Origin of the sequence: Candidatus Nitrospira neomarina, assembly GCF_032051675.1 — a bacterium.
Taxonomy (GTDB): Bacteria; Nitrospirota; Nitrospiria; order Nitrospirales; family UBA8639; genus Nitrospira_E; species Nitrospira_E neomarina.
In genome coordinates, this window is record NZ_CP116968.1 from 4,421,714 (window position 1) to 4,446,061 (window position 24,348).

The following is a 24,348-nucleotide window of genomic DNA, read 5'->3' on the forward strand; positions in this document are numbered from 1 at the left end:
TCACCGATGAGTCGTCTCAGAACAGCAAGATCTCCGATAGAATCGCCTGTAGAAGCGAAGAAGCGGGTACGTCGGATCCTTGCCGCCTTGGATCAATCCGTTCCTGACGTGAGAGTAGAGTTAGATTCCTCCAACCGACTTGAGTTGTTAGTGGCCACAATTCTTTCGGCCCAATGCACAGACCAGAGAGTCAACCAGGTGACCCCAATCCTGTTTGCCCGCTTTCGCACGGCACAGGATTATGCCAGTGCGGATCCAGCCGAATTGGAAGCGCTCATTCGGACAACGGGATTTTATAAAAATAAAGCGCGTCATCTCATTGGGTGTGGCCAAACTCTGGTGCAGCGTTTTCACGGAATGGTGCCTGGAACGATGAAGGACTTAACATCCCTGCCCGGCGTTGGACGAAAAACAGCCAATGTTATTTTGGGGAGTTCTGTGGGAGAGCCTGCCATTGTGGTAGATACTCATGTAAAGCGGGTGGCCAATCGCCTCGGATTGACGAGAAGCCAGGACCCGGCCAAAATTGAAGAGGATCTTCAACGCCTCTTACCCAAATCCAAATGGACGAACGGGGCTCAACGCCTCCTGCTTCATGGGCGATATGTGTGTTTGGCCAGAACGCCAAAGTGTGCTCATTGTGTGCTTGATTCAGACTGTGGATGGGAAGGAAAACGAAAGCCAACATGAAAAGTATGACCGGTTTTGGAAAACGAGAATCCCTATATCAGGGAACCATGGTGGGGGTAGAAGTGCGATCTGTGAATCATCGGTTTTGCGAGCTGATGGTGCGTCTGCCCAAGTCTCTGTCTCATATGGAGTTGGAACTGAAAGAGCAAGTCAAGCGTACCTGCGAACGTGGTCGCATTGAATTGACCGTGACTATGAATGGTGGAGGGTCTGGAGCTACGAAGATTGTCCGGTTAGATCGCGCCATGGCGAAGCGGTATATTCAAGGGTTGCGGGAATTGCAACGGGAATTCAAGCTGAGTGGAACGGTGGATGTGAATGTGGTGGCAGGGTTTCGGGATCTATTTTCCACCAGTGAGGAGCCCCTGGTGATCAAGGATGTCCCGAAGGTCGTTGAGGGGTTAGTCCAGCGTGCCTTGACCGATTTAGAGAAAATGCGCAAGCAAGAAGGTTCCGCCTTACAAAAAGATCTTTTGCAGCGTGTTCAGGCTGTCGAGGACCGGCTTCATGTGGTTCAGCAACGTATTCCTATGGCACTGCAGGTGTCCGCGGATCGTTTGAAAGCTCGTGTCGCCAAGTTATTAGAGGGGGAGCGGGTAAACGATGATCGAATTGCTCAAGAAATAGCCATGTTGGCGGAACGATCAGATGTGACGGAAGAATTAACACGGTTGCAAAGCCATGTGACACAATTTCGTTCCACACTCAAATCCAAAGGCCCGGTGGGCAAGCGGCTTGATTTTCTTCTCCAAGAAATGGGAAGGGAAGTCAATACCATTGGATCAAAGGCGAGCGACTCCGAGATCTCCGGGCAGGTTGTGGAGTTAAAGAGTGAATTAGAAAAAATCCGTGAACAGGTCCAAAATATTGAATGATCAATCTATGTCATAACGTCGGAGGAGCGGTGGGAGTCACGGGAAAAAAATTGTTATTTGTCGTATCAGGTCCTTCTGGAGTGGGGAAGTCAACGCTCTGCCGGCATATTTTGAAGACGATTCCCGACATTCGCCTTTCGGTTTCGTACACCACGCGGAAGCCACGGTCAGGCGAGACGGATGGCAAGGAGTACAAGTTTATTTCAGAAACGGAGTTTCACACAAAAATTTCCGAGCACGCGTTTGCTGAATATGCTGAAGTCTATGGACGATTATACGGAACACCATGGAAGGAGTTGGAGCAGGAGTCTGGATCGAACACGGATATCTTGTTGGATATCGATGTCCAGGGTGCGCGGCAGGTTATGAAAACGCTTCAAAAAGCCGTGACCGTGTTTATCCTGCCTCCCTCATTAGAGGTGCTTCGGACCCGTCTGGTCGAACGAGCGACGGATACAACGGACGAGCAGGAGCGGCGGTTTCAGAAATCCCAGGATGAGATGCGGAGCTATTCGGAATACCAATATACGATTCGTAATGAAACCTTGGAACAGGCCATCGAGGAACTCCAATCCGTCATTATGGCTGAACGTGTCCGAACCACCCATATCGATGCCGCGCATGTGTTCCGGTAATTGCTGCATTGATGGGATGGATTTGTGTAGAATTCACCAGGTACGTGTGTTTTTCACAGAAAGGAAAGAGGATATTCAATGGAAGCATTATCGTTACTACCCCAACATCACCAAAAAGAATTTGATTCGCGGTATCGGATTGTGCTGATTGCCGCCCAACGGGCCAAACAATTGGTTCGGGGTGGAGAGCCGTATGGAGCCAGTAAATTTTCGAAAGACACCTCAAGAGCCCTGGAAGAAGTGCTCAACGGGCAGGTTCCGTATTTAATTGGCCAGGACGCTAAAGAGGCCATTAAAAATGCCAAACGCGCGAATGAACGTCCCATTGATCCGGCTCTTTACGCACAGCCGGATGAAAACGCGCAAGAGATCAAAAAAGAATTGAGTGTGTATATTGATGACACGGCTCAACATCTTGGCACGGTGGTCGAACCTGAAGAAGGATAGTTAAAAGCATTTGGCGAAAGAATGCAGAAGATGAGTACCGGGTTAGCAGGCAAGCGGATTATTCTGGGAGTGACGGGAAGTATTGCGGCCTATAAGGCGGTCGGACTCCTACGTCTGTTGACGCAAGCCGGTGCCAGCGTGCATGTGGTCATGACGGATTCAGCCATCCGGTTTATTGCCCCCCTGACATTTGAAGTGCTGTCACAGAATCCGGTGGCAAGTGATGTTTTTGCGGGCCATCAGGACATGAAGCACCTGTCCTTAACGGAACAAGCCGATTTGTTGGTCGTGGCTCCCTGTACTGCGAACACGTTAGCCAAATTGGCTCTGGGCTTAGCCGACAATTTGCTTGGAACCCTTTCGCTCACCGTTCAATGTCCGGTGATGATTTGTCCGGCGATGGATGGAGAAATGTGGGCCCATCCGGCGGTCCAAGCCCATGCTCAGACCCTCCGTCATCGAGGGGTCGTCCTGGTGGAGCCGGAAGTCGGGGCCTTGGCCTCCGGAGAATGGGGACAGGGGCGTTTAGCTGCGGAGGAAAGCATCATGTCGACTGCGGTTGACCTGTTGCGTCGCCGAACTGATTGGCAAGCGGAGCGTGTCTTGATATCGGCAGGACCTACCCAGGAACCCATTGACCCCGTGCGATTTATCAGTAACGGGTCATCAGGCAAAATGGGGTTTGCCTTGGCCGAGGCAGCCGTTGCACGTGGGGCCCAGGTCGTCTTAGTGACGGGTCCCACCCAGTTAATGGCTCCGAAGAACGTAACCGTGATTCCGGTAGTCACCGCAGAAGACATGTTACAGGCGCTCACGGCCCGATTTGAATGGGCAACCACGCTCTTGATGACCGCTGCCGTGGGAGATTTTCGCCCCAAACAGGCGCAGGTACAGAAGGTAAAAAAAGACCAATGGCAGGGCGAAGGATTGGATTTGGAACGGACCCCGGATATTTTAATGGCACTCTCCGCCCAGCGTACACATCAACGCCTGATTGGCTTTGCGGCTGAAACCGATCATCTAATTGACCATGGGCAGACCAAGCTTACCGGCAAACATCTGGATATGCTGATTGTCAATCACGTCGGTGGCGAGCAGTCTGCTTTTGGAAACGATACCAATGAGGTGTATGTGCTCACACCGGCTGCCGCCCCGCATCACATCCCGCGAATGCCAAAACGACAGCTTGCGGATTTACTCCTAGATCGTATCGTATCCCTTCCGGTTCAGCCTTTCAGGCAGAAGACCCTGTCTTCACCGACGTCATAGTTTGTGCTCACCTGATGGGGTGTCTCCTCACCCTTTTCCATTGAGATGGAACAACGTCTCCAAATCCAAAGGACTCGTGCTTGTGTGGTGAATGGTCAAAGGTCCTAATGGATTTTATGGCTAAAATTGGGAGAGTGAGTGAAAAATGAAACAGGAATCTCAGAGAACAAGAAAAAACTTAACTTTAGGAGCTGATCAGCCGATAAAAATAGGATGGAAGGATTTTTCATTAATATCGTCTTTTTCGCCTGGCTTATTGCCATGATTCTTCTGGCTATCCGAAGAATCTAGCTCATTTCCCCCGGCCCGGTTCAGAAAAAAGTATCGGCTTTTCTTTGAAGCCTTCCCAACAGGAAAATGTCAGGGAAGGGCCCCATCTGAATCGAAATTCCTGACGGGTGGCTGGGCTGAGTAAATGGCCTGCTTTAGGGAATGGCTCGGATTTGAATCCCATCGACCCGCTCTTGAGCCAACACGTCTGAGATAATCACGACTTTGTCTCCTATTTGAAAATGTTCACGGGTTTTTAATATCCGAAATGCGGTTTGTAACGTTTTCTCCGGGTCTGAACTAAAGTCGATCCGAAAGGGATAGACCCCTCGATTGAGCGTCATCGTTCGACGGGATTGACTCCCGTTTGTGAAAGCATAAATGTTTGTGGAAAATGGACGACAATTCGAGACCAGATCCGCCATGATACCTCGTCGGGTGATCACGACAATCCCTTTGGCGCGTAGTCCTTCTGCGAGCTGGACGGCAGCGGTGGCGAGTTGTTGTTTGTCGGTCGTCAGCTTTAACTGTTTCGCAAACTGCAAACCTGGAATGGCTTCGGTTTTGAGGGAGATTTTTCGCAGATACTCGATGCATTTCAGCGGATATTTTCCGACCGTGGTTTCTCCCGATAACATCACCCCGTCGACCTCCTCATAAATGGCATTCGCCACGTCAGTGACCTCGGCACGCGTAGGGATGGGATTATGGATCATCGATTCCAGGAGATGGGTTGCCACAATCACGCGCTTGCCGGATTCCGCGCAGAGTCGCACAATTCTGCGCTGCACATTCGGCAGATCCTCCAGGTTGATTTCTGCCCCTAAATCTCCGCGAGCCACCATGATGCCATCCGATTCCCGGATAATATCCTCCAGATTACGAACCCCTTCCTGATCTTCAATCTTGGCAATAATTTTCACCCTCCCCACTTTGGGCCCCATCAACTGTTTCAATTGTTGGATATCCTTCGCTTCCCGAACAAAGGACAGCGCAATGTAATCCACATCGGCGGCTAAACCAAAGGCAATATCCTTTTCGTCCTTTTGCGTAATCGCCGGGAGATTGACCCGGATTCCCGGTAAATTGACATGGCGTTTGCTTTTTAAAACCCCCCCATCAATGACCCGGCACTGCATGAGGCGATCCTGTTTTTCAAGGACCTCAAAATTGATCAACCCATTATCCACGGTAATCTTATCGCCGACATTCACGGACTCCATTAAATCGGCATAGTTGATGTGAATGGAGCTTTCTTCCACATCCATCGGCCCCCGTGCAGAAATCGAGACGATCGTGCCTTCCTGGAGATTGAGATCAATCGATAAATCTCCTGTCCGGATTTCAGGGCCTTGGGTATCCAGAAGAATCGGAATAGGAAAGGGAACCTTGGTATTGAGGGTCTTAATGTGTTTGATCACTTTGGCATGGGATTCGTGGGTCCCATGGGACATATTCAATCGCACGATGTTCATGCCGGCGTCATACATTTTGCGTAACATCTCGTACGATTCGGTCACCGGTCCGATCGTGCAGATAATTTTGGTCTTTTGCATGAATGGTTCCCTATCAGTTTTTAATACGCGTCAATTGTGCAAACGATCTCATCACCTTCCAATATTCGTCAGCCACATTCTATGGCACTTCTGCCTACTGTGAGCGCGGCATCAGACGCAGGCGTCCAAGGAGATGGGGAGGCACCCAACTCCTGTTTGAGATTCATAGGATTGAGGGTATGCGTGTTGCTGGAATGCTGTTTTGGCGCAGACGATATCCCACCTCCCTGTGGGTTCTCATGAAGTGTAGCCCACTTTAGCGTCAAACTCTAGCAGGGTCGAGCACTGACCAGGGTCGGTCGGGGTGGGTTCTCCTTACCTGGTGAGTGACGCAAGGGGGCCTTTTCCACCAACCGTGAGAACCGATATGCATAGAGGGAGTGTTGAATAATAAAGATGTTCACGGGCAAATTTGCCCAGGATTAGATTACTCATTAAAGGCTCCGGGTCGGTTCAAAAAAGTCCGTCCAGCAAGGCCGCAGCCGTTTTATGCGCGCGGAGCGTACTCGTGGTACGTGAGCACGGAAAAATGGCGAGAACGCCGCTGGCGGCTTTTTTCAACAGACCCATAGAATGATCGTATCGGCAGGTGACATCAGACGGTTATGTCGAGGACTTGTGTTGTCGATCAGGTGGGATATTATTATGATGATGGGACAAGATGAATATGAAATCAAGAATAGCTGAAGGATTGGAAGAGGTGCATAGATGAAAACGGAAGCCGAGACTCTGGAATTTGTCACAATTAATGGGCTGCTCATCTATGGTGAGGTCATTGCGAGGCGACCGCCGGTAGAGGGAGCAGGGCCTCATCCCCCGTTACCTCCCATGGAAGATCGTCCGCAACGGGTGTTAGAGGCCATGGCCGCCCTACGACTGTTTGTCCGGGATGCCCAAAAAGGGTTTGCCAATGCGGCGGCCTACAGAGGGGCAAGACAGGCGCTAATTCAGCAGGCCTGCGGTGGAGATGAGTTGATGTTTTTCGCGGCCTGGAATCAACTGCTCGCTCAGGGCGAGCTTTCTCCGTTATTTCGGGCCCCTATCGGGGCCACGAATAAACCCATACGACGTCGACCCGTGGCGATCGTTCCGCGCGAGCATATGACGCCCAATCTGGCTGAGGGTCGGATTGTCCTTGATATCGGGGATGACCGCTATTGGTTGATGCCGAGAGATTTAAGTGCCCGCACACTGTTTTTCACGATGCGGCACGGCGTCTCTCAGATGGATAGTAAAAAGTTTCGTGTGGGGCGACGGTTGAAGAATGTTCTTGATGCCGAGCGGGGAATTCCCAAGGCTGATGCCATCGGAACCGCCCTGGTCCGGACCTTGGGCCTGGTCGGAAAGCAACTGGATTTCCTTCAGCTCGATAACTACCTGGATGCGAAATCATTTGTCCATATGGTGAGTCAAAGCCCCAATACCCGACAGCTTTTTGAACGGGTCGTCTCCGTCCTGTCTCCCGAGACAGCCGGGACCACCGAGCCCATCACGGAATGGGCATTGGAATCACAAGACTTTGGATGGGCTACCGGTATTGAGAAAACGATTGAAATTGAAGAAGCCGCCAAGGCCTTTGGGGTCGACACGAAAACGGCCCAGCGTCTGATTAAGCATCCGCTGTACAGTTATCCGGGAGGCCACTCCTTCTTTGAACTGTATGTGGAGTTGGTCGATGGGTTCCATCAATTAGGCCAGAGTCATCAGGGAAAAGTGTTGTGTTTATATACGCACAGCTCAACGCTACGGGCGCTCTTAATATTTCTCGATCCACGGCCGTTCAGTGAAGCCTTTTCCGAATTTGGAGCCTATAAGGAAGGACAGGACAACGTCGTCCTCCTCACCTATGAGCATGGGCAATTGTCGGGCTACTCCACGGCCGTGGGTCTTTCAGAACGGGAAAAGGCCGTCCGCGAGGCCTGGATGACCGTGGAACAGAGCCGCCGGGAGAAGGTGGCGCTCAAGCCACGGCAAATTCGGCGAATTGTCGCACTGGTCTCAGGTGGAGATTTTGCCGGAGCCGGTGCGGCATTGAAGGAACTCCGTGTGACCGGGAATCGATTAGGTCTGGAAGTCTATTTCGTTCAACACGGATTTCTGGGGTTGGCCAATAATTGGATTGAGTTGGTGACGGAACAGGACACACGTGGCATGAGCAACCATGCCAGCAGCCCGATTGGCAGCAGCCGGTTTGAAGATTTTAAAGATGAGGAGGTCCAACTGGCCGCCATTCATCATCTCAAGCCATATATGAAGGATGGGGCGCTCATCGTGATGGGAGGGGACGGAAGTATGCGTGGGGCTCGCGCCATCTATGAACGGTTCGGCATCCAGGTCGTGGGGATTCCCGGTTCGATCGACGACAATATCGCCGGGACCACCTCACTGGGTGTCCAATCGGCTGTCGCCTTGGCCAACCAATCCATCGAGTCGCTGAAAGCAACCAGCGCGGCCATGGGCAGTGTGTTTTTTGTGGAGGTCATGGGGGCAGGATCCGGGCACCTGGCGCTTATGTGTGCCTACCAGGCACGAGCTGAAGGCTTGTTGGTCAATGAACATCCTGATCCGAATGCCTATATCGAGGAGGTGGTTCTGGGCACACTGAAACAGACGTTGGGCGTCCGGAATAAAAGCCATATTATTATCGTGGCCGAACGCACCCCGCACCAGTATCATCCTGAAGGCGGGGTCCATGGCCTGGTGGATTATTTCGGCAGTAGGATTTCTCAATGGACGCATCTGCAAACCCGGTCCGGCCACTACCCCCTGTCGGTGGCGACCAAGGCCACCATTCTTGGCCATACCCTGCGAGGAGCTTTTCCCACTCCCGTGGACAAAACCATGGCCCAACTTTTTGCCTATGAGGCCATCCGGCGGTTGATCGAACAACCGGATCAGGTCATCGGCTGCATGTTAGCCTACCGCGATCCCGGAACCATTCAGCCCATTCCTCTGCATGCCGTGGCACCCAAGCCCTTTGATTGGGAACTGTTCGCCCGCATGCACGGAACTGAATTGGTGTAGCGAAAGGGATTGTTCTGTCTGAGAATTCGTCTTTGGGATGTGAAAGCTCGTTTCGACGGAAGTTGATATCACCAATGGCCTGGAGCTCGTCTGATGTACCGGTGCGGACGACCACCGATTATGGAGCGCTCCTACTGCCATTGATGAAAGGATCAACTTCATGGCGAGTGTGCTGACTCTGTTATTCTACGCTGGAAGGCGGCAGGCACCTAGGCGAGTATGTCCGACGCAACGGTGCCCTGCATGGACTCGGGAACCATCTGGCCCATCAGGCGCAGACAGGTCGGTGCGACATCAAGCACGGACAACTTGAGAACCCGTCCCTGGGGGGAAATGCCTGGTCCAGCGGCTGCGAAAAATCCACAGAGGTTGTGTCGCGTGTCCCTATTAAAAAACATGTCTTTCTGTTCAAGGATCGCGCGTGGATGCTCGATGCGCCGTTTGGGGTAGGGTGTGGGTGCCCAGTCGAAGAAAATATCCGGCAGGGATTCATGCGGCGCGGTATTGTAGTGATCGACTGTGCGGGCAATATACCCGATTGCAGGCCTGCCGGTTTCCGGATCGATCAGACGCTTCAGGTCCGCTTCGATTCGCTCCAACAGTTGTCGATACTCCGGGCCAGGCTCGACAACGCCCTGCGGCTCCCGACCGCGAAGATTGACGCGCAGGAATCCGAGAAAATAAGCCGGGATCGGGAACACAGTCGTTGCTGACCAGTCAGTACCCCCGAGCCATTCCCGGGACAGCATTCGGCCATGAAAGGCGTCCGGCAGCATGGAGCTGATGGCTTGTTGCCAGGATTGCGGTATTAGGCGCCGGGCGAGTCGAGGAATTGCGGGCCAGGAGTTCGAATGCTGCTGCATCCGGTGGTAGCCGAGTTGGCGGCAGAAAGCCTGCGTCAATTCAAGGTTGGGGTAGTCCTCCTGTAACCCCATGTTCGACACGACGACAGCCGTGCTATTCTTGGGCAATTGTTCAAGCAGGGCACCGAATACCCTGTCGATTGCTTGATAGACATCGCGCGTGGCATGCGTCAGCCGACCTCCACTGTTCACAGGCATGCTGGATCGATCGGAATACTTCCAGAATTGATGACCGGCAATGTGTGATTCGTGAAACCCGAGGACAACCAGATCCAATCGATCGCGGGACAGCAGATGATGACAGATAGCCGCTTTCTGTTCGATCTGCTTCAACAGGCCCTTGTAGATCTGTACATCCTCATCGAACGTGCTTCCGACTTGTTCTTCCACACCGAGGGGCGATCCGAATCTGGTCTTCAGATCAGCGAACAGCGATGCCGGGACCGAATACCCCGCAAAGCGTGCGTTGTGTGGTGCCCAGTTGGCGACCTGTACGCCCGGCACTCCTGCTGTACAATGCGTTTCGGGCACATCGACGACGGCAACCCGCATTGCGGTATGGCGCAAGTGTCCCCAGAAAGGCACAGCGCTGTCGACCCGCTGGTTGGAGAGTTCCAGCTCATAGGTGCCCGGTTTGAGCGGACGCCAATAGTAGTATCCGTGTTGGGCCCGCGACAGGCCGGAAAACAAGGAGACCCAGATCCCGTTTTCACTGACAAGCTCGGGGCCAGTGAGTCGGCTTTGCACCCCACGGTCAAGCAATCCCTTAATAGTTGGCAAATGTCCCTCATCAGCCCATTGCTCGATCAAGGCGGCATCGCCGGCGTCCAATGCGAGGACGACGAGTGGTCCGTGTGCACGTTGCTGGTTCATGCGTAACGCCCCATAGATCCCAAGAGGGATAGAATAATCATATTGAAGCAATCACTGATGATAACAGCAGCAATCCCAAAAATACTAACGCGAGGGTCGTCAGTCGAGGATTGAGAATAACGGACGATCTCGACAGGAAAGTATAATGTCTATCGGGATAGGTATGATCGGGTACTCTGGAGTTGCGTCACGGCTTCACCTTCCCGCACTGAGAGGTCTGCCGGAGGCCCGGGTGACCGCTATCGCCGGCACAACGCGCGAAGCCCTTACTGCAGTCGCCGATCGTTACGCCATTCCCGCCCGATACCACGATTACCGGGATCTATTACACGATCCAACTGTCGATGCGGTGGCCATCTGCGTTCCACCGGAACTGCACGAAGTCATCGGGCTGGCAGCCATGGCAGCCAACAAGCACGTGTTCATGGAGAAGCCGATGGCCCTCTCGCTGGAGCAATGCGCCCGTTTGGTGCAAGCGGCTGAATCCTCGCCCGTCATGACCTCGGTCGGGTTTCACCTTCGTTGGCATCGACTGGTTCGTGAGGCGCATAAGTGGATCGCCGATGGCCGGCTTGGCACGGTCGAATTGCTCCGCACGGTGTTTACCAGTGGTATTCGCTGGCGTGCGAAGCTGCCAGTCTGGCGTACACGCAGACAGGCAGGCGGTGGCGTTCTCATCGAATCGGGCGTTCACTACTATGACCTCTGGCGTTTCCTTACCGGGAGTGAGGTTGATGAGGTACACGTCATGAGCCGCTCCGCCGAACACGATGATGTCACCGCGGTGGTGACCGCGCGACTGCGGAATGGCATTGTGGCGACTGCGGGTTTTTGCCAGGGCACGGTTGATAATCTGGAGATTGACATCTATGGGTCCGCCGGCCGGTTGCGGATCTCTGGATATGCCCGAGACGGGCTGGTCTTTGATCCGACGGGATACAAGGGGCTAAAAAAAATATGGCCGAAAGCCCGGTCGGTACCTGGTCGATTGCTCCGTGCGGCACGTGCGATTCCTCTGGGGGGGTATTATGCTCACGCGTACCGCGATCAGTGGATTGGCTTTCTGAACGCTATTGAAAACGGAAAGCCGGCAGGTGCAAGTTTTGCCGATGGTCGGGAGGCAACCCGGGTGGCCCTTGCGGTGACACAGTCGGCCAGTGGACGCCGTCCGGTTTGCATTGCCGATTGTGCCGATGCGATTGCACCAGTCCTGGAGAACGGAAACGGGAACGTCATCAAATATTAATGGCGGGGACTGGTTTTCGATGTTGTGAGGCGGTTCCTGGTCAGCTGTTCATAGATGGCCACGAAACGATCGAGAAATATGCTCTGGTCGAATGCCTTGAGCGCGAAGCGACGGGCGGCGAGTCCGAGAGATTCGGCGTAATCCCGATTGCTGACAATTTTTAGTAGCGCCATGCCGAGGGTTGCAGGGTCCTCGGGAGGCACGAGGAGTCCTGTCTGTTCATGCTTCACATACTCAGTGAAGCCGCCGCTTCCGCTTACGACGACCGCTGTGCCTCGCATCATCGCTTCAGCCGCTGCGTTTCCGAAGGCCTCCGCGCCGCGCGAGGGTACGACTTGTACCCAGGCGGCATCGAAACGGCGTTCGATTGTCTCGCGTGGCTGGTGTCCGAGAAAGTCGATTTTCGCGTCAAGCTGTTTTGCGATCTCCCGCAATCGCCCACTCTCCGGTCCCTCCCCGGCAATGAGGAGCTGCGTCTGTGGCAGAGACTGAATGACGAGCTTGAACGCATCGAGCAGGATATCGACTCCCTTCTCGTGCGCCAAGCGACCCGAGAACACGATGGTCGGCGGATCCTCTAACGGAGGGCGCCGTTTACGTGCCACTACGCCGTTGTGGATCACCTCAACGGGGGTGGTGCCGGATATTTCCAGCCATCTGGCGACTGATCGGCTGTTCGCCACGACCACATCAAATACGCCTTGCCAGTAGCGCCACAGGCGAAGTTGTGTCATCAGGAGCGGCCAGGCAACGAGGGGCACACAACCGTTTTGATAGCAGACGTAGCCGGCAGGTTCATTGCATCCCTTCCCATCGGGCAAGACCCTTGATCCAATCGGACAAACGGTTCGGTACCACCCGTCGTGATAGATGGCAGGAATGTCGCGCAACAACGGCAGAATTAATGGCGACAATTGAGAAAGAAATAATCGCACATGCACAACGTCGGGTTTAAATTCTGCCAATGCGCGACGCAGACTGAAGTAGGCAGATGGGTTGCCGCACCAAAGCGCCGCGCGCAAGGAAGAGGCGGTCCCAAAACAGTGGTAGTTGGGCAGATCGCTGCCTCCATTGATATGCGCGCGGCTAGAAAATAGGCGTGCGTCGTGGCCACGTGCCCGCAAACCGTCTCGCAGTGCCAGCGTGACGATTTCGTTCCCGCCTCTCGGTACGCTGTAATCGCTAATCAACAGAATCTTCATATCCTGAGTGAGAACCTATTCTCTGTGGATAATCAAATTCTATGAGAGGCCGGCAGCCCGGCTACCACCACTATCGCGCACAAAGCTTCAGGACACCGCCGGCGAATCCAAAGAGCCCGTGTGGGAATTGGAAATAGCAGGTGTCTTGCGTTTTGGATTCTCGTTTCCATTCGTGTCTATCAAGGAAATTCCTCGTACGGGTCAGGATGGCATGGGAAACCCCGAGGCGATGGCACCAGAAGTTCTTGATCTACTCAGACCCTTCCGTTGACCGACTTCCTTCTGGTATGAGCAAGTGAGGTGCATCTTCACCATACAATATTCAGTACTCATGGATGGTTCAATAGTCAGCTTACTGGCCGGCGCTGGAAAGTCAACTCAAATTGACTCTTGAACCCACTCGGCCTCTCGGTCTCCTCAACTCGGGCCTATGCGAACAAATTCTACAACAGGGTTTTTCCTACAAGTGGTGTTTGGGAATGGAGCCACAACGTCAGTTTCCGTCCACCCTTCAATCCTCAACCAATCCGTTACTGTGATTCCAGAAAAAGTCCCATTTGGCTTTTTTATTGAAGTCATGGCCAGGGAATTCAGGTTTTGGTAACGTGAAATCCCATAGACTCGGCCATCGCAGTATTAAGGGGTGAAACATGAAGGTCGATAGTTGGTCTGGAACCATCATTTCCATTCCTTTCCAAAACCACAACATTGATGGGCTGTATTATCATCTTGTCACACACGATGAACATGTCCGGAACAAGCCTGTCCTGCTGAGACTCCATGGACTCTTAGGGAATCTCCTGGATGAAACCGAGCATGATCTTCCTTACATTCTGGCGAAGTGTGGGTATTCCTCCATTACCATAAATACCATCATGGCCAACCTGGGCCTATTTTTTGGATTTGGTATTTTCGACGATGCGATGCCTCAAATCCATGCTGCGTGTACCTATCTTCGACAGATGGGCTTTCAGAAAATTATTATTGCAGGACATGGATTGGGAGGAGCCATGGCGATTCGCTATGGCGCGTTGCAACAGCAACAATTCCCGTCTCCTGACATTCAAGGAATTATCGCCATTGCCACAGCGTATTCTTTGCCCGACACGATCCGGAAACGATGGACACGATTTGGCAGTCAACCTTCCTACCGGGAAGTCTATGAAAAGGCGAAAACACTCTATGATCCACAGCCCGGGCACGATCGATCCGATGATGAAACCATTGTCGTTAAACGGGCGCATGGTCCGACACGCCGACCGGAGCATTCAGAAATCTATACGTTGAAAACCTGGTGGGCCTTAGCAGGACCTGAAGCCGATGGTCCCAAAGCCTACCAACATATAGGGAATATCAAGGTACCAATCCTGTTAGTTCACGGAAAATATGATGAAATGATCGACTCACAGGAGTGTGACGCACTGGGAAATGTGGCCAGAACAGCAGGCAACCCGGATGTGACCATGCTCCAGCTTGAAGCCGGGCACGACCTTTCTGGAAAGCACGAGGACCTCGGGCAAGGAGTGGTGAAATGGATTCAGGAACGATTTGAATAATGCGTGCCTTCTACGGGACTGTCCGAAAATCTCACAACCAAAGAATCCGATGATTCACCCCCACCAAAAACTGTTCCGACTTCGAACACGCGATGGCTTTATGATGAATGGGCATCTGGTCATCAAAGAAGATGATCTTGATACGAACATCCTCGAAACCCCAATTATCATTGAGGTGCATGGTTTGTTAGGGAACTTCCTGGCACGAGGAACTCCTCGCCTTCTTCCTCAGGCACTCCGGGAGCGGGATATTTCGTCGTTTTCCATTAACACCAGGCTGGCATTCGCCGGGCAAATAAATGGAAGAGGAATTTTCGATGAGACGATCCATGATATAGATGCCGCAGTGGACTTCCTGACTCAAGAAGGTTTTCATCATATTTTCATCTTAGGCTATAGCCTCGGTGCCAGTATGGTCCTGCACTGGGCCGGGCAGCGCCAGGTTCCCAATGTCAAAGGGCTCATTCTTGAGGGGACCCATTATGCCATCCCCGATACACAGAGAAAGCGATTGGACAAATGGGAAAGTATTCCCAGCTATGAGGAATTGTATGCCCAGGCCAAGTCCATTCTAGGCGAGGATCCTTCTCACAGTGAGCATGACGAAATGATGGTGATCTACCGAGCCCGAGGGCCAAGCCGGAGCCCATTGCACGATGAAATCTTTACCTATAAAACGTGGTGGCACATGATGGGACCGGAGGCGTATTCTGCCATGGCCTACAAACAGATAAGCCGGGTCACATTGCCCATGCTGCTGCTCCGTGGGGAACATGATCCTCTCATCGAGGCGTGGGAAGCCGAAGCATTACAACGCATTGCACAAGAGGCAGGTAATACCTTCGTGTCTATCAAGGAAATTCCCCGCGCGGGCCATGATTGCATGGAAAACCCGGATGCGATGCTACAAGAAATCCTTCATCTACTCAGACCCTCCCGTTGAGTGACTTCCTTCCCGTATGGGCAAGTTAAGGGCATCTGCACAAATAGTAAGCCATACAAGATTCAGCACTCATGGATGGTTCAATAGCACTTCCCTGGAGAGATCCTGGGAAGGTTACCCCTGTTCTGGCTCACAAGTGGCGAAACGGCTGGCTGGAAAGGGAACGAAGGACTCATTATGCTGGCGAAAGAAAGCCCAAAGCTCTGATTGCTGTTAAAGTAGGTGACAGCAACGACAGCAGGATGACCTGAAAAAACGGCGTCATGAAACCTGTTATCCCGCCACGTTCAAAAATCCAGAACGTCGATCCGGTACAACCAAAATATACAAAATTAGAAATTGGATGAAAGGCATGTTCGGTATTCGCCAGCACAGCCGCCGTATTGCCGCATGCTATGACGGGACCTTCGCTTTCTTCTTTGCCTTTCGGTACCCGGCTGGTATAGCGATTTGGACAAATTATTTATAGAGTAAGGTTCGAAGGATTCTTCCGATTTTAGCGGGAGGCTGATAAGAAGCACATGGAAAAAAACCGAAAGCTGGTGCTGTTATTTTTCATAATTTTCCTGGAAGGCTATGTCGTTCTGTCCGCCGAACTTCTTGCCATTCGTCAGACCCTGCCTTTTGTTGGCAGCGGCACGGATACAGTGTCCATTATTATTGCGGCCATCCTGATGCCGCTGGCTTTCGGGTACTATGCGGGTGGGCAGTACCGGGGAAGAATACGTCACAAGCTTGTTTGCAATCTGCTGATTGCCGGGGCGTTTTTGACAATCGGGCTTTCTTATCTTGTCTTGACGTCGTTTTTCGGCGCGCTGACCGAAGGGCTTGAATGGAAAAATCGGCTCCTGCTGACAACGTTTTACGGGCTGTTATTTATCATCACGCCGGTCTATCTGCTTGGGCAAACCGTGCCGCTCGTCAGCAATTATTTCCGCCGGGCGCATTTGCCGCACGCTGCCGGGAAAATTCTGTTCTACTCGACGATTGGCTCGTTTCTGGGAGCTATTTTGACCACCCTTTTCCTGATGAATACGATCGGCGTATCGGGCACGGTCACCGTAACCATCACCTGCATTGCTGTTCTAATTATCCTGCTGTCAAAGCTGAGGATCTGTCTTAGCGCTGCTGCTGCCGTTTTCCTGGTCCTAATCGCTGCCGCCCTTAACAGCCCTCAGGCGCTTGAATCGGTCGGGGTCATTTCAAATAACGCGTATAATACGGCGCAGATGGAAGCTGACGGCGATACCCTTTACCTGCGTCTGAACAGATCGTATGCCTCGGCTATTTATCCGGATAAACCGGAATACCCTGTTTATGAATATGTCCGTTATATAGAGAGTCAGTATATCCGGTATTTCAGGCACACGAATATGAAGGGAAAAATTCTCGTCCTTGGCGCGGGCGGCTTTACCATCGGTCTGGGCGACACCTGGAACGATTATATTTTTGTTGATATAGACTCTGATCTGAAGGAGCTTGCGGAAAAACAATTTCTCAAAAGACCACTGGATAAAAACAAGATTTTTGAGGCCGTACCGGCGCGGGGATATCTCAACCAGACCAAAGAGCATTTCCATCTGATTGTCGTCGATGTGTTTCACGGGCTGAACAATGCGCCGGAGCATCTGCTTACAAGGGAATTTTTTCTGCAGGTGAGGAACAGACTGACGCCGCGCGGTATTGTTATCGTCAATCAACTGGGCTCCCCGCTCGGCGAGGACGATTATGCGCGCGGGATCGACAACACCATCCGGAGCATCTTCCCCCATGCCAACCGTATCCCACTTTACAATTTCAATCCATGGCGGACTGTCCCGTCTGATGATAAGAACGTCCTCTACATCGCACAGAATTTTGCGCCCGGCGGCCACGAAAATATTTACACCGATAATTTGAACAGGGCAGCCTTCGACAAAAAGCAAGAAGTGCCCTATTAACTGCCGTTTCGGCATCGGAATGTAGAATCGTCCAACCCGGTCCGGCGGATGCCGGGCCGGATTGTTGCGGCAATTGTCAATTCACGCACAATTCTTCTCGTTTGCGGGGTAGTTGATTTTTAAGACGGAAAGAGTAGAGTAGCGCAATCTCCCGGTCCGAAAATGGGAGGCGTGCGGACTTCACCCACCACAAAGAGAGTCATCATGGCACCGAAAAAACCATCCAAGAAACCTGCGAAGCCGACCGAGCCTGAACCATTCAACAAACGCAAGGTGAACCCCGCCAAATTTCCCTCAGACCTACCGTTGAAGAATCTCAAAGACCTATTCGAACCGGTCAGTGGCTGGCGCAATGTCGGCCTGTTTATATTTCCGATAGAGACATTGAGCCCGGCCAAGACCGTAGGGCGTGGCCGCACCAATCTGACGCTCATCAGACCGACCATCGTCCAGGTGGATGCGACCACGCCGTATGCCGGATTCGACCGTCGGGAGTCGCCCAATCGGGATCCCGCCGTGTCCATGCACTTTGAGCCGAAAGCCTATGGGATTACGGCCGTCTCGACATACGTCATGGTCTTCTCGATTGAGATCTTTGGACAGGCATCCACGTTCAACCTATCCGGGTTCGCCGGGGGTGGCACGGTCGCCAACAGTGGCTCACGCACATTGAGTGGCCAGACAACGGTGTCGCTGGTGCTCAGGAACGTGCCACCCTCGGCACAGGTCTGGGGAGCCATCACGCAGACGGCGGGTGGGCAATGGAACTGGTACACCGTGCAGGCTCGCTATCCGGCGCTGGTCGTGAAAGCGTAGATGCTTGCAGTCCCGGTGAGTAGAGGTTTCACGAGCTGGGCACGACGCTCCACGGAATTTCCTGGACTGTGGAAGGCTTGAATGGATATTTCCAAGCGATAGCTATGGAATGATCGTTACGATCGCGGGTCTTGGAAATCAAGAGGTGCGGAGGATGTCGAGGTGTGTTGTGAATTGCCCTTATACTGACTCGGCCTCTCGCATTCCAGGAACCAGGGATAAATTTCCGGATTTTGCTCCAACGGAATGGATGGGAAGCGTCCTTAACACGACCCGGAGTTGATAACAGGCTCTTTTTGTTTCTGTAGGAAGGGATGTCAAATCGTGCGGCCAACCCGTGGTTTCAGGGAATGGGCTGGCCATATTGAGCGGAAGAATATGGCTGGATGTTCACATCCAGCCACTGCCCCCCATCACGATTGCCGCGAGGTACACATAACCGGCCGTGATGCCAAGGCTGACAGTCAACGCCAAAATAAATGTGCTCATTGATCATTCCTTTCTTCTGGTTCTCATCCACGCTGGTATGTCTCAAACTTCAAGGTCTTTGATGACAACCATGGTGTTGATTCCGACGAGGGGGAGGTGCAAATCATCAAACATTCCCAAGGTATCTGTCTGACCTACGAAGTTTTGCCCGGATCGGTGAAGAAGGGTACTGAGGACGCTTTCCCTTCAGCATCACGATCATGCCAATAATCCCCAAAATAATAGAAGGTATTCCGAAGAGTTCCATGACCTCCTCCTTGTTCTATGTTTACCTGCTAAGGTCAACGGATTTGCCCTGCAAGGGCTATATTTCGTTTACGATTACAAGATATCCGGTGGGAGAAAGGGGAGGGTCAGGTTTGTCGAAGATTTTGGAAAGTAAAAATCCAAAAACCTAAAGTTGAGATAAGGGCCGTGGTGTGACTGACTAATATTGAGCCGTCTGCGTTGACGACCATTCAGCTCACGAATATTGATTGACTCGCATATGTATCGATCAAACCATCCTATAAACATCGGCCTTCTGCCCAGGTATTGTCCTTCCTTGTCACAGGAGTGCTAATATAAGGCTTCTTCGAGTTGTCCTTAACCGGAACTGAAGATGAAGCTTTTCTCTTCTCTCGCCCTCATTATCCTTGCGGTCGTGTTTCCTACTCCGATGTTCGCCGAACCGTATTCGCCATCCTGTGAGATCGTGTTAGACAGGGTTGAAACAGCCCGGAAAGCTCTCCTTCCATTTCGTCGGACCATGGAATTGTTCAGAGCCCATCAATCCGGCGCATATGGTGAAGCGGAAGCCTGTGTTGCCGGGAGTCGGCGTGGTGGGGACAAATCCGTCTCTTGTTCTCAGTCGCAATGGCACAGCCCGAAACCCGACACGTTCGCCTTGGCGGCCATAGACCAATACCGGCAGGAGAGAAAAACGTTTGAGGAATCGTTTCAACAAGCCAGGCAGATCTGTCTGTATGAGCCATAATCACGCACGAGTGTCGTGAAGGTTCTATCGGGAATCAACGTGTGATGGTCAAATCCTTGTATGGTATCGGTCTCACTCTTCTACTTCTTTTCGCATGGACGTGTCCTGCCAGCAGCGAACCGTATTCTCCTTCCTGTGGCCTTGCAGTAGAAAAAGTGATCAAAGCTCGAAAGAATCTCAGTGTCTATCAACGGACAGTACAATCAGCCAGGAGCCGGGAGCGCTTAGCCTATGCAGACTTAGCGGTGTGTGCACGAGGTGGAATCTTTAGCGTGAGTCGAGCCGTGGCCTGCAACCAGGCCTCTTGGAAGGCCCCGGCGCGAACGAAGGAATTAATTGAAGCCGAAGAAGACTATCGACAGGCAAAACATGAATTTGAGAAGTCCTTTGAATATGCTGAGAACTCCTGCCTCTTGTCCCCGTGATTTTTCACCGGTCTCTCCTCCTTTCTTCTTTCATCTGTAGAACAATCACGCTGTGCGGTATTTTTCCCTGTCGGAATTCCCGTGAGCTGTTTTTATGTCAGATGCGCAGCGTGTGTTCCACGCCGGAGATTCCGTCGTCATACTCGACTGATGCCGGGATGAATCCGCCGTAAGCCAAGGGTGATGGCTCGTAGACTGACCTTGTCCTTTAAAAGATGCGAGTATGTTTGTTGTTATCGAAATTTCGTCAACACGTTTCCATCCATCACGTCCTAAAGAATTTGCATGCGGCTGTGCACCGCGTTTGTGAATGTGCGATCGATGTTTTGTTTCACTGATATTCTTGCCGTTTATATGCAAAAGTTGTAAGGTTTCAAAACTGCTACTGTTCTTTTCAATGTTTTGGGCATGAACCAACCAACACAAGGAGGTATTTATGGCTGTTTCAAGAAAACGCCCGTCTGCAAAGGTAAAGTTGGCAGGACGTGGTTCTGCAAAATTAAGTCAGGCAGCGGGAACGATTAAGAAAAAATTACGGGGTGTCAAAATCATTGATTGGCATGAAGTTGGCCAACCGGGGCCCGATGTGATTTTTGGCACCGTCCAGGCGAACATCGGCAACTTCAGGTCTCATGTGGCCACGTTGACGAAATTGAAAGAGTTGCGCGATCTGAACATTCTCATTCACGGTCAACCACCTCGGCCTGAGGTCGTCCAGGTGAATTTTACACTCGGACGAGGATAGATGATTCATGCAGGGACCGGCTGGTAAATATCCCGCATTGCAGGTCCACCCCGGCAGACGCTGTAACCTGCAGTGTCTGCATTGTTATTCGGATTCCGGGCCGGACGTCTCCGAACAATTGGATATTGATGCGCTGCGAACAGTCGTGGTTGATGCAGCAAGTCTCGGGTACGCGGTCATGTCGGTGTCAGGCGGGGAACCCCTGTTGTATTCGGCGCTAGGGGAACTGCTTCGCGTATCGCATGAGGCGGGATTGGCCACCACGGTCACCACGAACGGCATGTTACTCGATCAACGCCATCTGGACATCTTACAGGCTGATTGCGATCTCATCGCAATCAGCCTTGATGGCGTACCCGAATCGCATAACCTCATGCGAAATTCTCCCCGGGCGTTCGACGACATGTGCGCAAAACTTGAGGGCTTGCGGGCATCCGGCATCCGATTCGGGTTCATTTTTACGCTCACGTTTCACAACGTCAATGAGTTGGAGTGGGTCGCAGAATTTGCGGTTGAACAAGGCGCCAAATTGTTGCAACTCCATCCGCTCGAACCCGTCGGCCGGGCCGCGTATACGCTTGACGGTTCCTTGCCTGATGCCGAAGAAAATGCGGCAGCCGTGGTCGAAGCCGTTCGGATCCGGGAACAATACAAAGATGTCATCGATGTCCAGATCGATCTCGCCACGATCCCCGCACTGCTCGAGCATCCGACTCGTGTCTTTGTGCGGGAAGCGGAGGTGTGTGGCGAGCAGACTGTTGCAGACATCATCGCCCCGTTGGTCATTGAAACAAGTGGAGTGGTCTCACCCCTCCAGTACGGTTTCCCGCGCGCCTGGTCGTGGGGCAATATTAGAAATGCGCGACTGCCGGAATTGGCTGCGTCGTGGCTGTCTCGCGATTACGCCGCGTTCCTCACCCTATGCAAGCTGGTGTACGAACAGGCGGTGACCAATGACGATGAACCGGTCCTGAACTGGTATCAACATATCCAAGCCGCGGCCTCACGTTTTTCGCCGCTGCAAATTCGCGACATCATGAGCCAGGCAGATGATACCGGGACTTGTAACCGGCTGCGAACAATGGCCTCAGCTCCTGTCGGTCATGCCCCTCTTTGAAGGGCGCACCTGGTTCCACGACATTCCGCCGCCCTCGGGCCATTGCTTCATCCTGCCCCAAAGCATCGTCAATATCTGACGAATCCATTCCGAAGGATCACAGCGTCTCCGGCTTGCCTGAAAAGCTGTCCGCGCAAAATTAGAGGTCAACTCTGGCCAGTACCGTCCGCCGATGCGCCTGCTTCAGACGGCGACTCACCATTGCCGTATTCAGCCCCAATGTCCTGATAAAGGCCCTGGAGAATTTGAGCAGTAGCAGACGAAACTGGAGCCTGACCATTGCTGTATCCGCACTCAACCCGAGTTCAAGAAAGGGTCATGTATGGAACTGAAGGGTGAGTACAAAATTTTCATTAAGTTGAATATTTTTTCCCTCTAGGCCGGTAATTTTATCCATCCCCTTTCTGTATTGATCTTGATATTGATGTACTGAAGGAAAAGGAGGGAGAAGTTCTCAAACAGGCAGAACTACTCCAGGCATCTTTAAAACACAATCCAACAAACAAAGGAGATGACGGCCGGCACCCTCGTCCGATTGACGCCAGAGGTGGGAGTTCGGGTTTTTTGGCAGGAATTTCTTTAATTTTATGTTAACGGGTTGTGACACCCAAGGAGTACACTATGAGGACCTGGAAACGAGGCATTGCATTACTACCCTGTCTATTCGTCGCGGTCGCATGTAGTCATACGATACCGCCATACACGGCCAAACCGGTTCCGCCACAGCAATTTACCCCTCCGACCCCCGGTGCGATTGAGGTGCCCGTGGTCCAACTTCCTGATTCAGCGCTTCCTGTGACGCTTGTCTTTGATTTAACTCCTTTGGAGGAGACTTTGCAGGCATCCATGCCGGAACACTTCAGTGAAGCATCCCATCCGCTAAGGAACGACTACCGGTGGGATTTCGTTCGGGAAGCCGAGCCGCAAGTCACCATTCAGGATGGCATGGTCACCGTTCACTCCACATACAGAGGGGACGTGGAGGCTAAGACCGCTTCCCGAGGCTGTCGTTTAGATCCCATCTTTCCCATTCTCCATACCACAGGGCAGCTCGAAATGGGACAAGAGGGCGAGGCGCTTGTTCTGAATCTTAAAAATCCTCAAATGGACATCGACCTGAAACCGGAGAGCGAGAATAAGTGCAACATGTTCAATATCCCGGTTAAAGATCAACTGGCGGAGCTTCTGAATACTCCAAAGCTCGTCGAGAAGATGACACAGGCCGTCGAGGAAGCCGGGTATCAGATTCCTTTGGATCAGGTCTGGACGCAACTACAAACACCCGTGGCCGTAAATGTAGCGAAGTTCAACACGCAGGCCTGCATCTATGGGAAACCGACAGAAATGGCGATTGGAAATTTAAAGGGCGACGTGCAGCGGACGACCATCCCGATCGTCGTCAATGAAAGACCGACGGCGACGTTTGAAAATTCTTGCGGGAAGCCAACGGCCGAAGTCATGAAAATCACTTCAGGAGCCGGCCTCCTTGAGGGGAAACCGTATAAGGTTCTGGCCTCCGTGACCGTCCCTTACTCCGAGGTGAACCAAGCGCTACAGGAAAGGCTTGGGCACCAGCCGATGAAAGACGCCAACCTCGAAATGGTTATTAACAAGGTTACGGCTTCAGATTCTTCGGGACATGTGCTGTTCACTGTCAACACGACTGGAGATCTCAATGGCACGATTTATTATTGGGCAACACCGCTTTTGGAAGGTGAGGGATCTGTGCTGACGATGTCTGATCTTCAGATGGCCAGCGAGTCGAAAACAATGTTGAATGATATCAAGGCGAACTATTGGCAGATTGTCGATAAGCAATTACGAGATAAATTACAAACAGCCACACGGGTGGATTTGTCCGACCGAATCGACAAGATGAAATCTGCGATCACAGGTACACACCCGAGTGGCGGCGTGACCACGGAAATGGCAATCGTCCAACAGCAACCGCAGCGCGCCTATTCCATTCCTGAGGCGCTGGTGGCTGATATTCTGCTAGAAGGCACAGCCAACGTGACCGCGCCAGTGGCCATGAAAACCCGCAGCATGCCGGGAAAAACGCCAGCTAAGGTTTCTATTTTGTCTCCGCCGTCTACCCAACGGTAAGCGCGCCTCCCATAGCCTTTGCGCCAGCCGAATGCGTATTGATATTTCGGCTGGCGCACGCCCGCGTTCTTGGGTCTGCTAATCAATCGGGCGGAAACCAGGTCTCGCAATCTCAAATCACCCGATTCCTCTATCTGTCAATTCCTTCCTCTCTTTCTCTTTCGACTGTTTATTTTCTGGGACTGTTGAATATTGGAAAATTTCGCCGCTTCATCAGCTTAGGAGTCAACGAGGATCACCAGAGAAAAATACTGGAGTATTCAAAAAGGTCCGTCCAGCAAGGCC

19 protein-coding genes are annotated in these 24,348 nt (G+C 52.3%); 16 read left to right on the plus strand and 3 right to left on the minus strand.

Features of this window, described 5'->3' with window-relative positions:
* Window positions 1–6: 6 nt before the first annotated feature.
* The 5 genes from nth (at window position 7) to coaBC (ending at window position 3,916) form a co-directional block, all read left to right on the plus strand.
* Window positions 7–690 carry an endonuclease III gene (gene nth / locus PQG83_RS19190; protein WP_312744464.1) on the plus strand — a complete coding sequence of 228 codons (684 nt, stop codon included), beginning with the start codon at window positions 7–9 and terminating at the stop codon, window positions 688–690.
* The gene (locus tag PQG83_RS19195) at window positions 687–1,565 is read left to right on the plus strand and encodes a YicC/YloC family endoribonuclease (protein ID WP_312744467.1); all 879 of its coding nucleotides are present in this window, start codon (window positions 687–689) and stop codon (window positions 1,563–1,565) included. Before nth ends, PQG83_RS19195 begins: the two co-directional genes overlap by 4 nt.
* The gene (gene gmk / locus PQG83_RS19200; RefSeq protein WP_312744470.1) at window positions 1,562–2,200 is read left to right on the plus strand and encodes a guanylate kinase; all 639 of its coding nucleotides are present in this window, start codon (window positions 1,562–1,564) and stop codon (window positions 2,198–2,200) included. The genes PQG83_RS19195 and gmk overlap by 4 nt, the downstream gene beginning before the upstream one ends.
* A gap of 78 nt (window positions 2,201–2,278) precedes the next feature.
* The gene (gene rpoZ, locus PQG83_RS19205; protein ID WP_312744473.1) at window positions 2,279–2,647 is read left to right on the plus strand and encodes a DNA-directed RNA polymerase subunit omega; all 369 of its coding nucleotides are present in this window, start codon (window positions 2,279–2,281) and stop codon (window positions 2,645–2,647) included.
* Window positions 2,648–2,677: 30 nt separating this feature from the next.
* Complete coding sequence (gene coaBC / locus PQG83_RS19210; RefSeq protein WP_312744476.1) at window positions 2,678–3,916, plus strand: bifunctional phosphopantothenoylcysteine decarboxylase/phosphopantothenate--cysteine ligase CoaBC; 1,239 nt, start codon at window positions 2,678–2,680, stop codon at window positions 3,914–3,916.
* Window positions 3,917–4,341: 425 nt separating this feature from the next.
* Here coaBC and pyk read toward each other — a convergent pair whose 3' ends face one another.
* Window positions 4,342–5,742, minus strand: a complete 1,401-nt coding sequence (gene pyk / locus PQG83_RS19215) for a pyruvate kinase (RefSeq protein WP_312744479.1) — start codon at window positions 5,740–5,742, stop codon at window positions 4,342–4,344.
* 708 nt (window positions 5,743–6,450) lie between these two features.
* Here pyk and PQG83_RS19220 point away from each other — a divergent pair.
* On the plus strand, window positions 6,451–8,766 hold the full coding sequence (locus PQG83_RS19220) for a 6-phosphofructokinase (RefSeq protein ID WP_312744481.1): 2,316 nt from the start codon (window positions 6,451–6,453) through the stop codon (window positions 8,764–8,766).
* Window positions 8,767–8,975: 209 nt separating this feature from the next.
* Here PQG83_RS19220 and PQG83_RS19225 read toward each other — a convergent pair whose 3' ends face one another.
* Window positions 8,976–10,502: an alkaline phosphatase family protein gene (locus PQG83_RS19225; protein ID WP_312744484.1), complete on the minus strand. Its 1,527-nt coding sequence runs from the start codon at window positions 10,500–10,502 to the stop codon at window positions 8,976–8,978.
* 145 nt (window positions 10,503–10,647) lie between these two features.
* On the opposite strand from PQG83_RS19225, the gene PQG83_RS19230 reads away from it, so the two are divergent.
* Window positions 10,648–11,748, plus strand: a complete 1,101-nt coding sequence (locus tag PQG83_RS19230; RefSeq protein ID WP_312744486.1) for a Gfo/Idh/MocA family protein — start codon at window positions 10,648–10,650, stop codon at window positions 11,746–11,748.
* Here PQG83_RS19230 and PQG83_RS19235 read toward each other — a convergent pair.
* A complete protein-coding gene (locus tag PQG83_RS19235) occupies window positions 11,745–12,950 on the minus strand; it encodes a glycosyltransferase family 4 protein (RefSeq protein ID WP_312744489.1) in 1,206 nt (401 codons plus the stop codon). The genes PQG83_RS19230 and PQG83_RS19235 overlap by 4 nt on opposite strands.
* A 650-nt stretch (window positions 12,951–13,600) precedes the next feature.
* On the opposite strand from PQG83_RS19235, the gene PQG83_RS19240 reads away from it, so the two are divergent.
* The 9 genes from PQG83_RS19240 to PQG83_RS19280 all read left to right on the plus strand — a co-directional run bounded on the left by PQG83_RS19240 (window position 13,601) and on the right by PQG83_RS19280 (window position 24,063).
* Complete coding sequence (locus PQG83_RS19240) at window positions 13,601–14,506, plus strand: serine aminopeptidase domain-containing protein (protein WP_312744492.1); 906 nt, start codon at window positions 13,601–13,603, stop codon at window positions 14,504–14,506.
* 49 nt (window positions 14,507–14,555) lie between these two features.
* A complete protein-coding gene (locus PQG83_RS19245; protein WP_312744494.1) occupies window positions 14,556–15,449 on the plus strand; it encodes an alpha/beta hydrolase in 894 nt (297 codons plus the stop codon).
* Between the two features lie 521 nt (window positions 15,450–15,970).
* A complete protein-coding gene (locus tag PQG83_RS19250; protein ID WP_312744496.1) occupies window positions 15,971–17,389 on the plus strand; it encodes a fused MFS/spermidine synthase in 1,419 nt (472 codons plus the stop codon).
* Window positions 17,390–17,593: 204 nt separating this feature from the next.
* On the plus strand, window positions 17,594–18,205 hold the full coding sequence (locus PQG83_RS19255; RefSeq protein WP_312744500.1) for a hypothetical protein: 612 nt from the start codon (window positions 17,594–17,596) through the stop codon (window positions 18,203–18,205).
* Between the two features lie 1,090 nt (window positions 18,206–19,295).
* Window positions 19,296–19,670 carry a hypothetical protein gene (locus PQG83_RS19260; RefSeq protein WP_312744502.1) on the plus strand — a complete coding sequence of 125 codons (375 nt, stop codon included), beginning with the start codon at window positions 19,296–19,298 and terminating at the stop codon, window positions 19,668–19,670.
* A 41-nt stretch (window positions 19,671–19,711) separates the two neighbouring features.
* A complete protein-coding gene (locus tag PQG83_RS19265) occupies window positions 19,712–20,095 on the plus strand; it encodes a hypothetical protein (RefSeq protein WP_312744503.1) in 384 nt (127 codons plus the stop codon).
* A 436-nt stretch (window positions 20,096–20,531) separates the two neighbouring features.
* Window positions 20,532–20,840: a hypothetical protein gene (locus PQG83_RS19270; RefSeq protein ID WP_312744504.1), complete on the plus strand. Its 309-nt coding sequence runs from the start codon at window positions 20,532–20,534 to the stop codon at window positions 20,838–20,840.
* Between the two features lie 7 nt (window positions 20,841–20,847).
* Window positions 20,848–21,957, plus strand: a complete 1,110-nt coding sequence (locus tag PQG83_RS19275; RefSeq protein ID WP_312744505.1) for a radical SAM protein — start codon at window positions 20,848–20,850, stop codon at window positions 21,955–21,957.
* A 621-nt stretch (window positions 21,958–22,578) separates the two neighbouring features.
* On the plus strand, window positions 22,579–24,063 hold the full coding sequence (locus PQG83_RS19280; RefSeq protein ID WP_312744507.1) for a DUF4403 family protein: 1,485 nt from the start codon (window positions 22,579–22,581) through the stop codon (window positions 24,061–24,063).
* The last annotated feature ends 285 nt before the right edge of the window (window positions 24,064–24,348 follow it).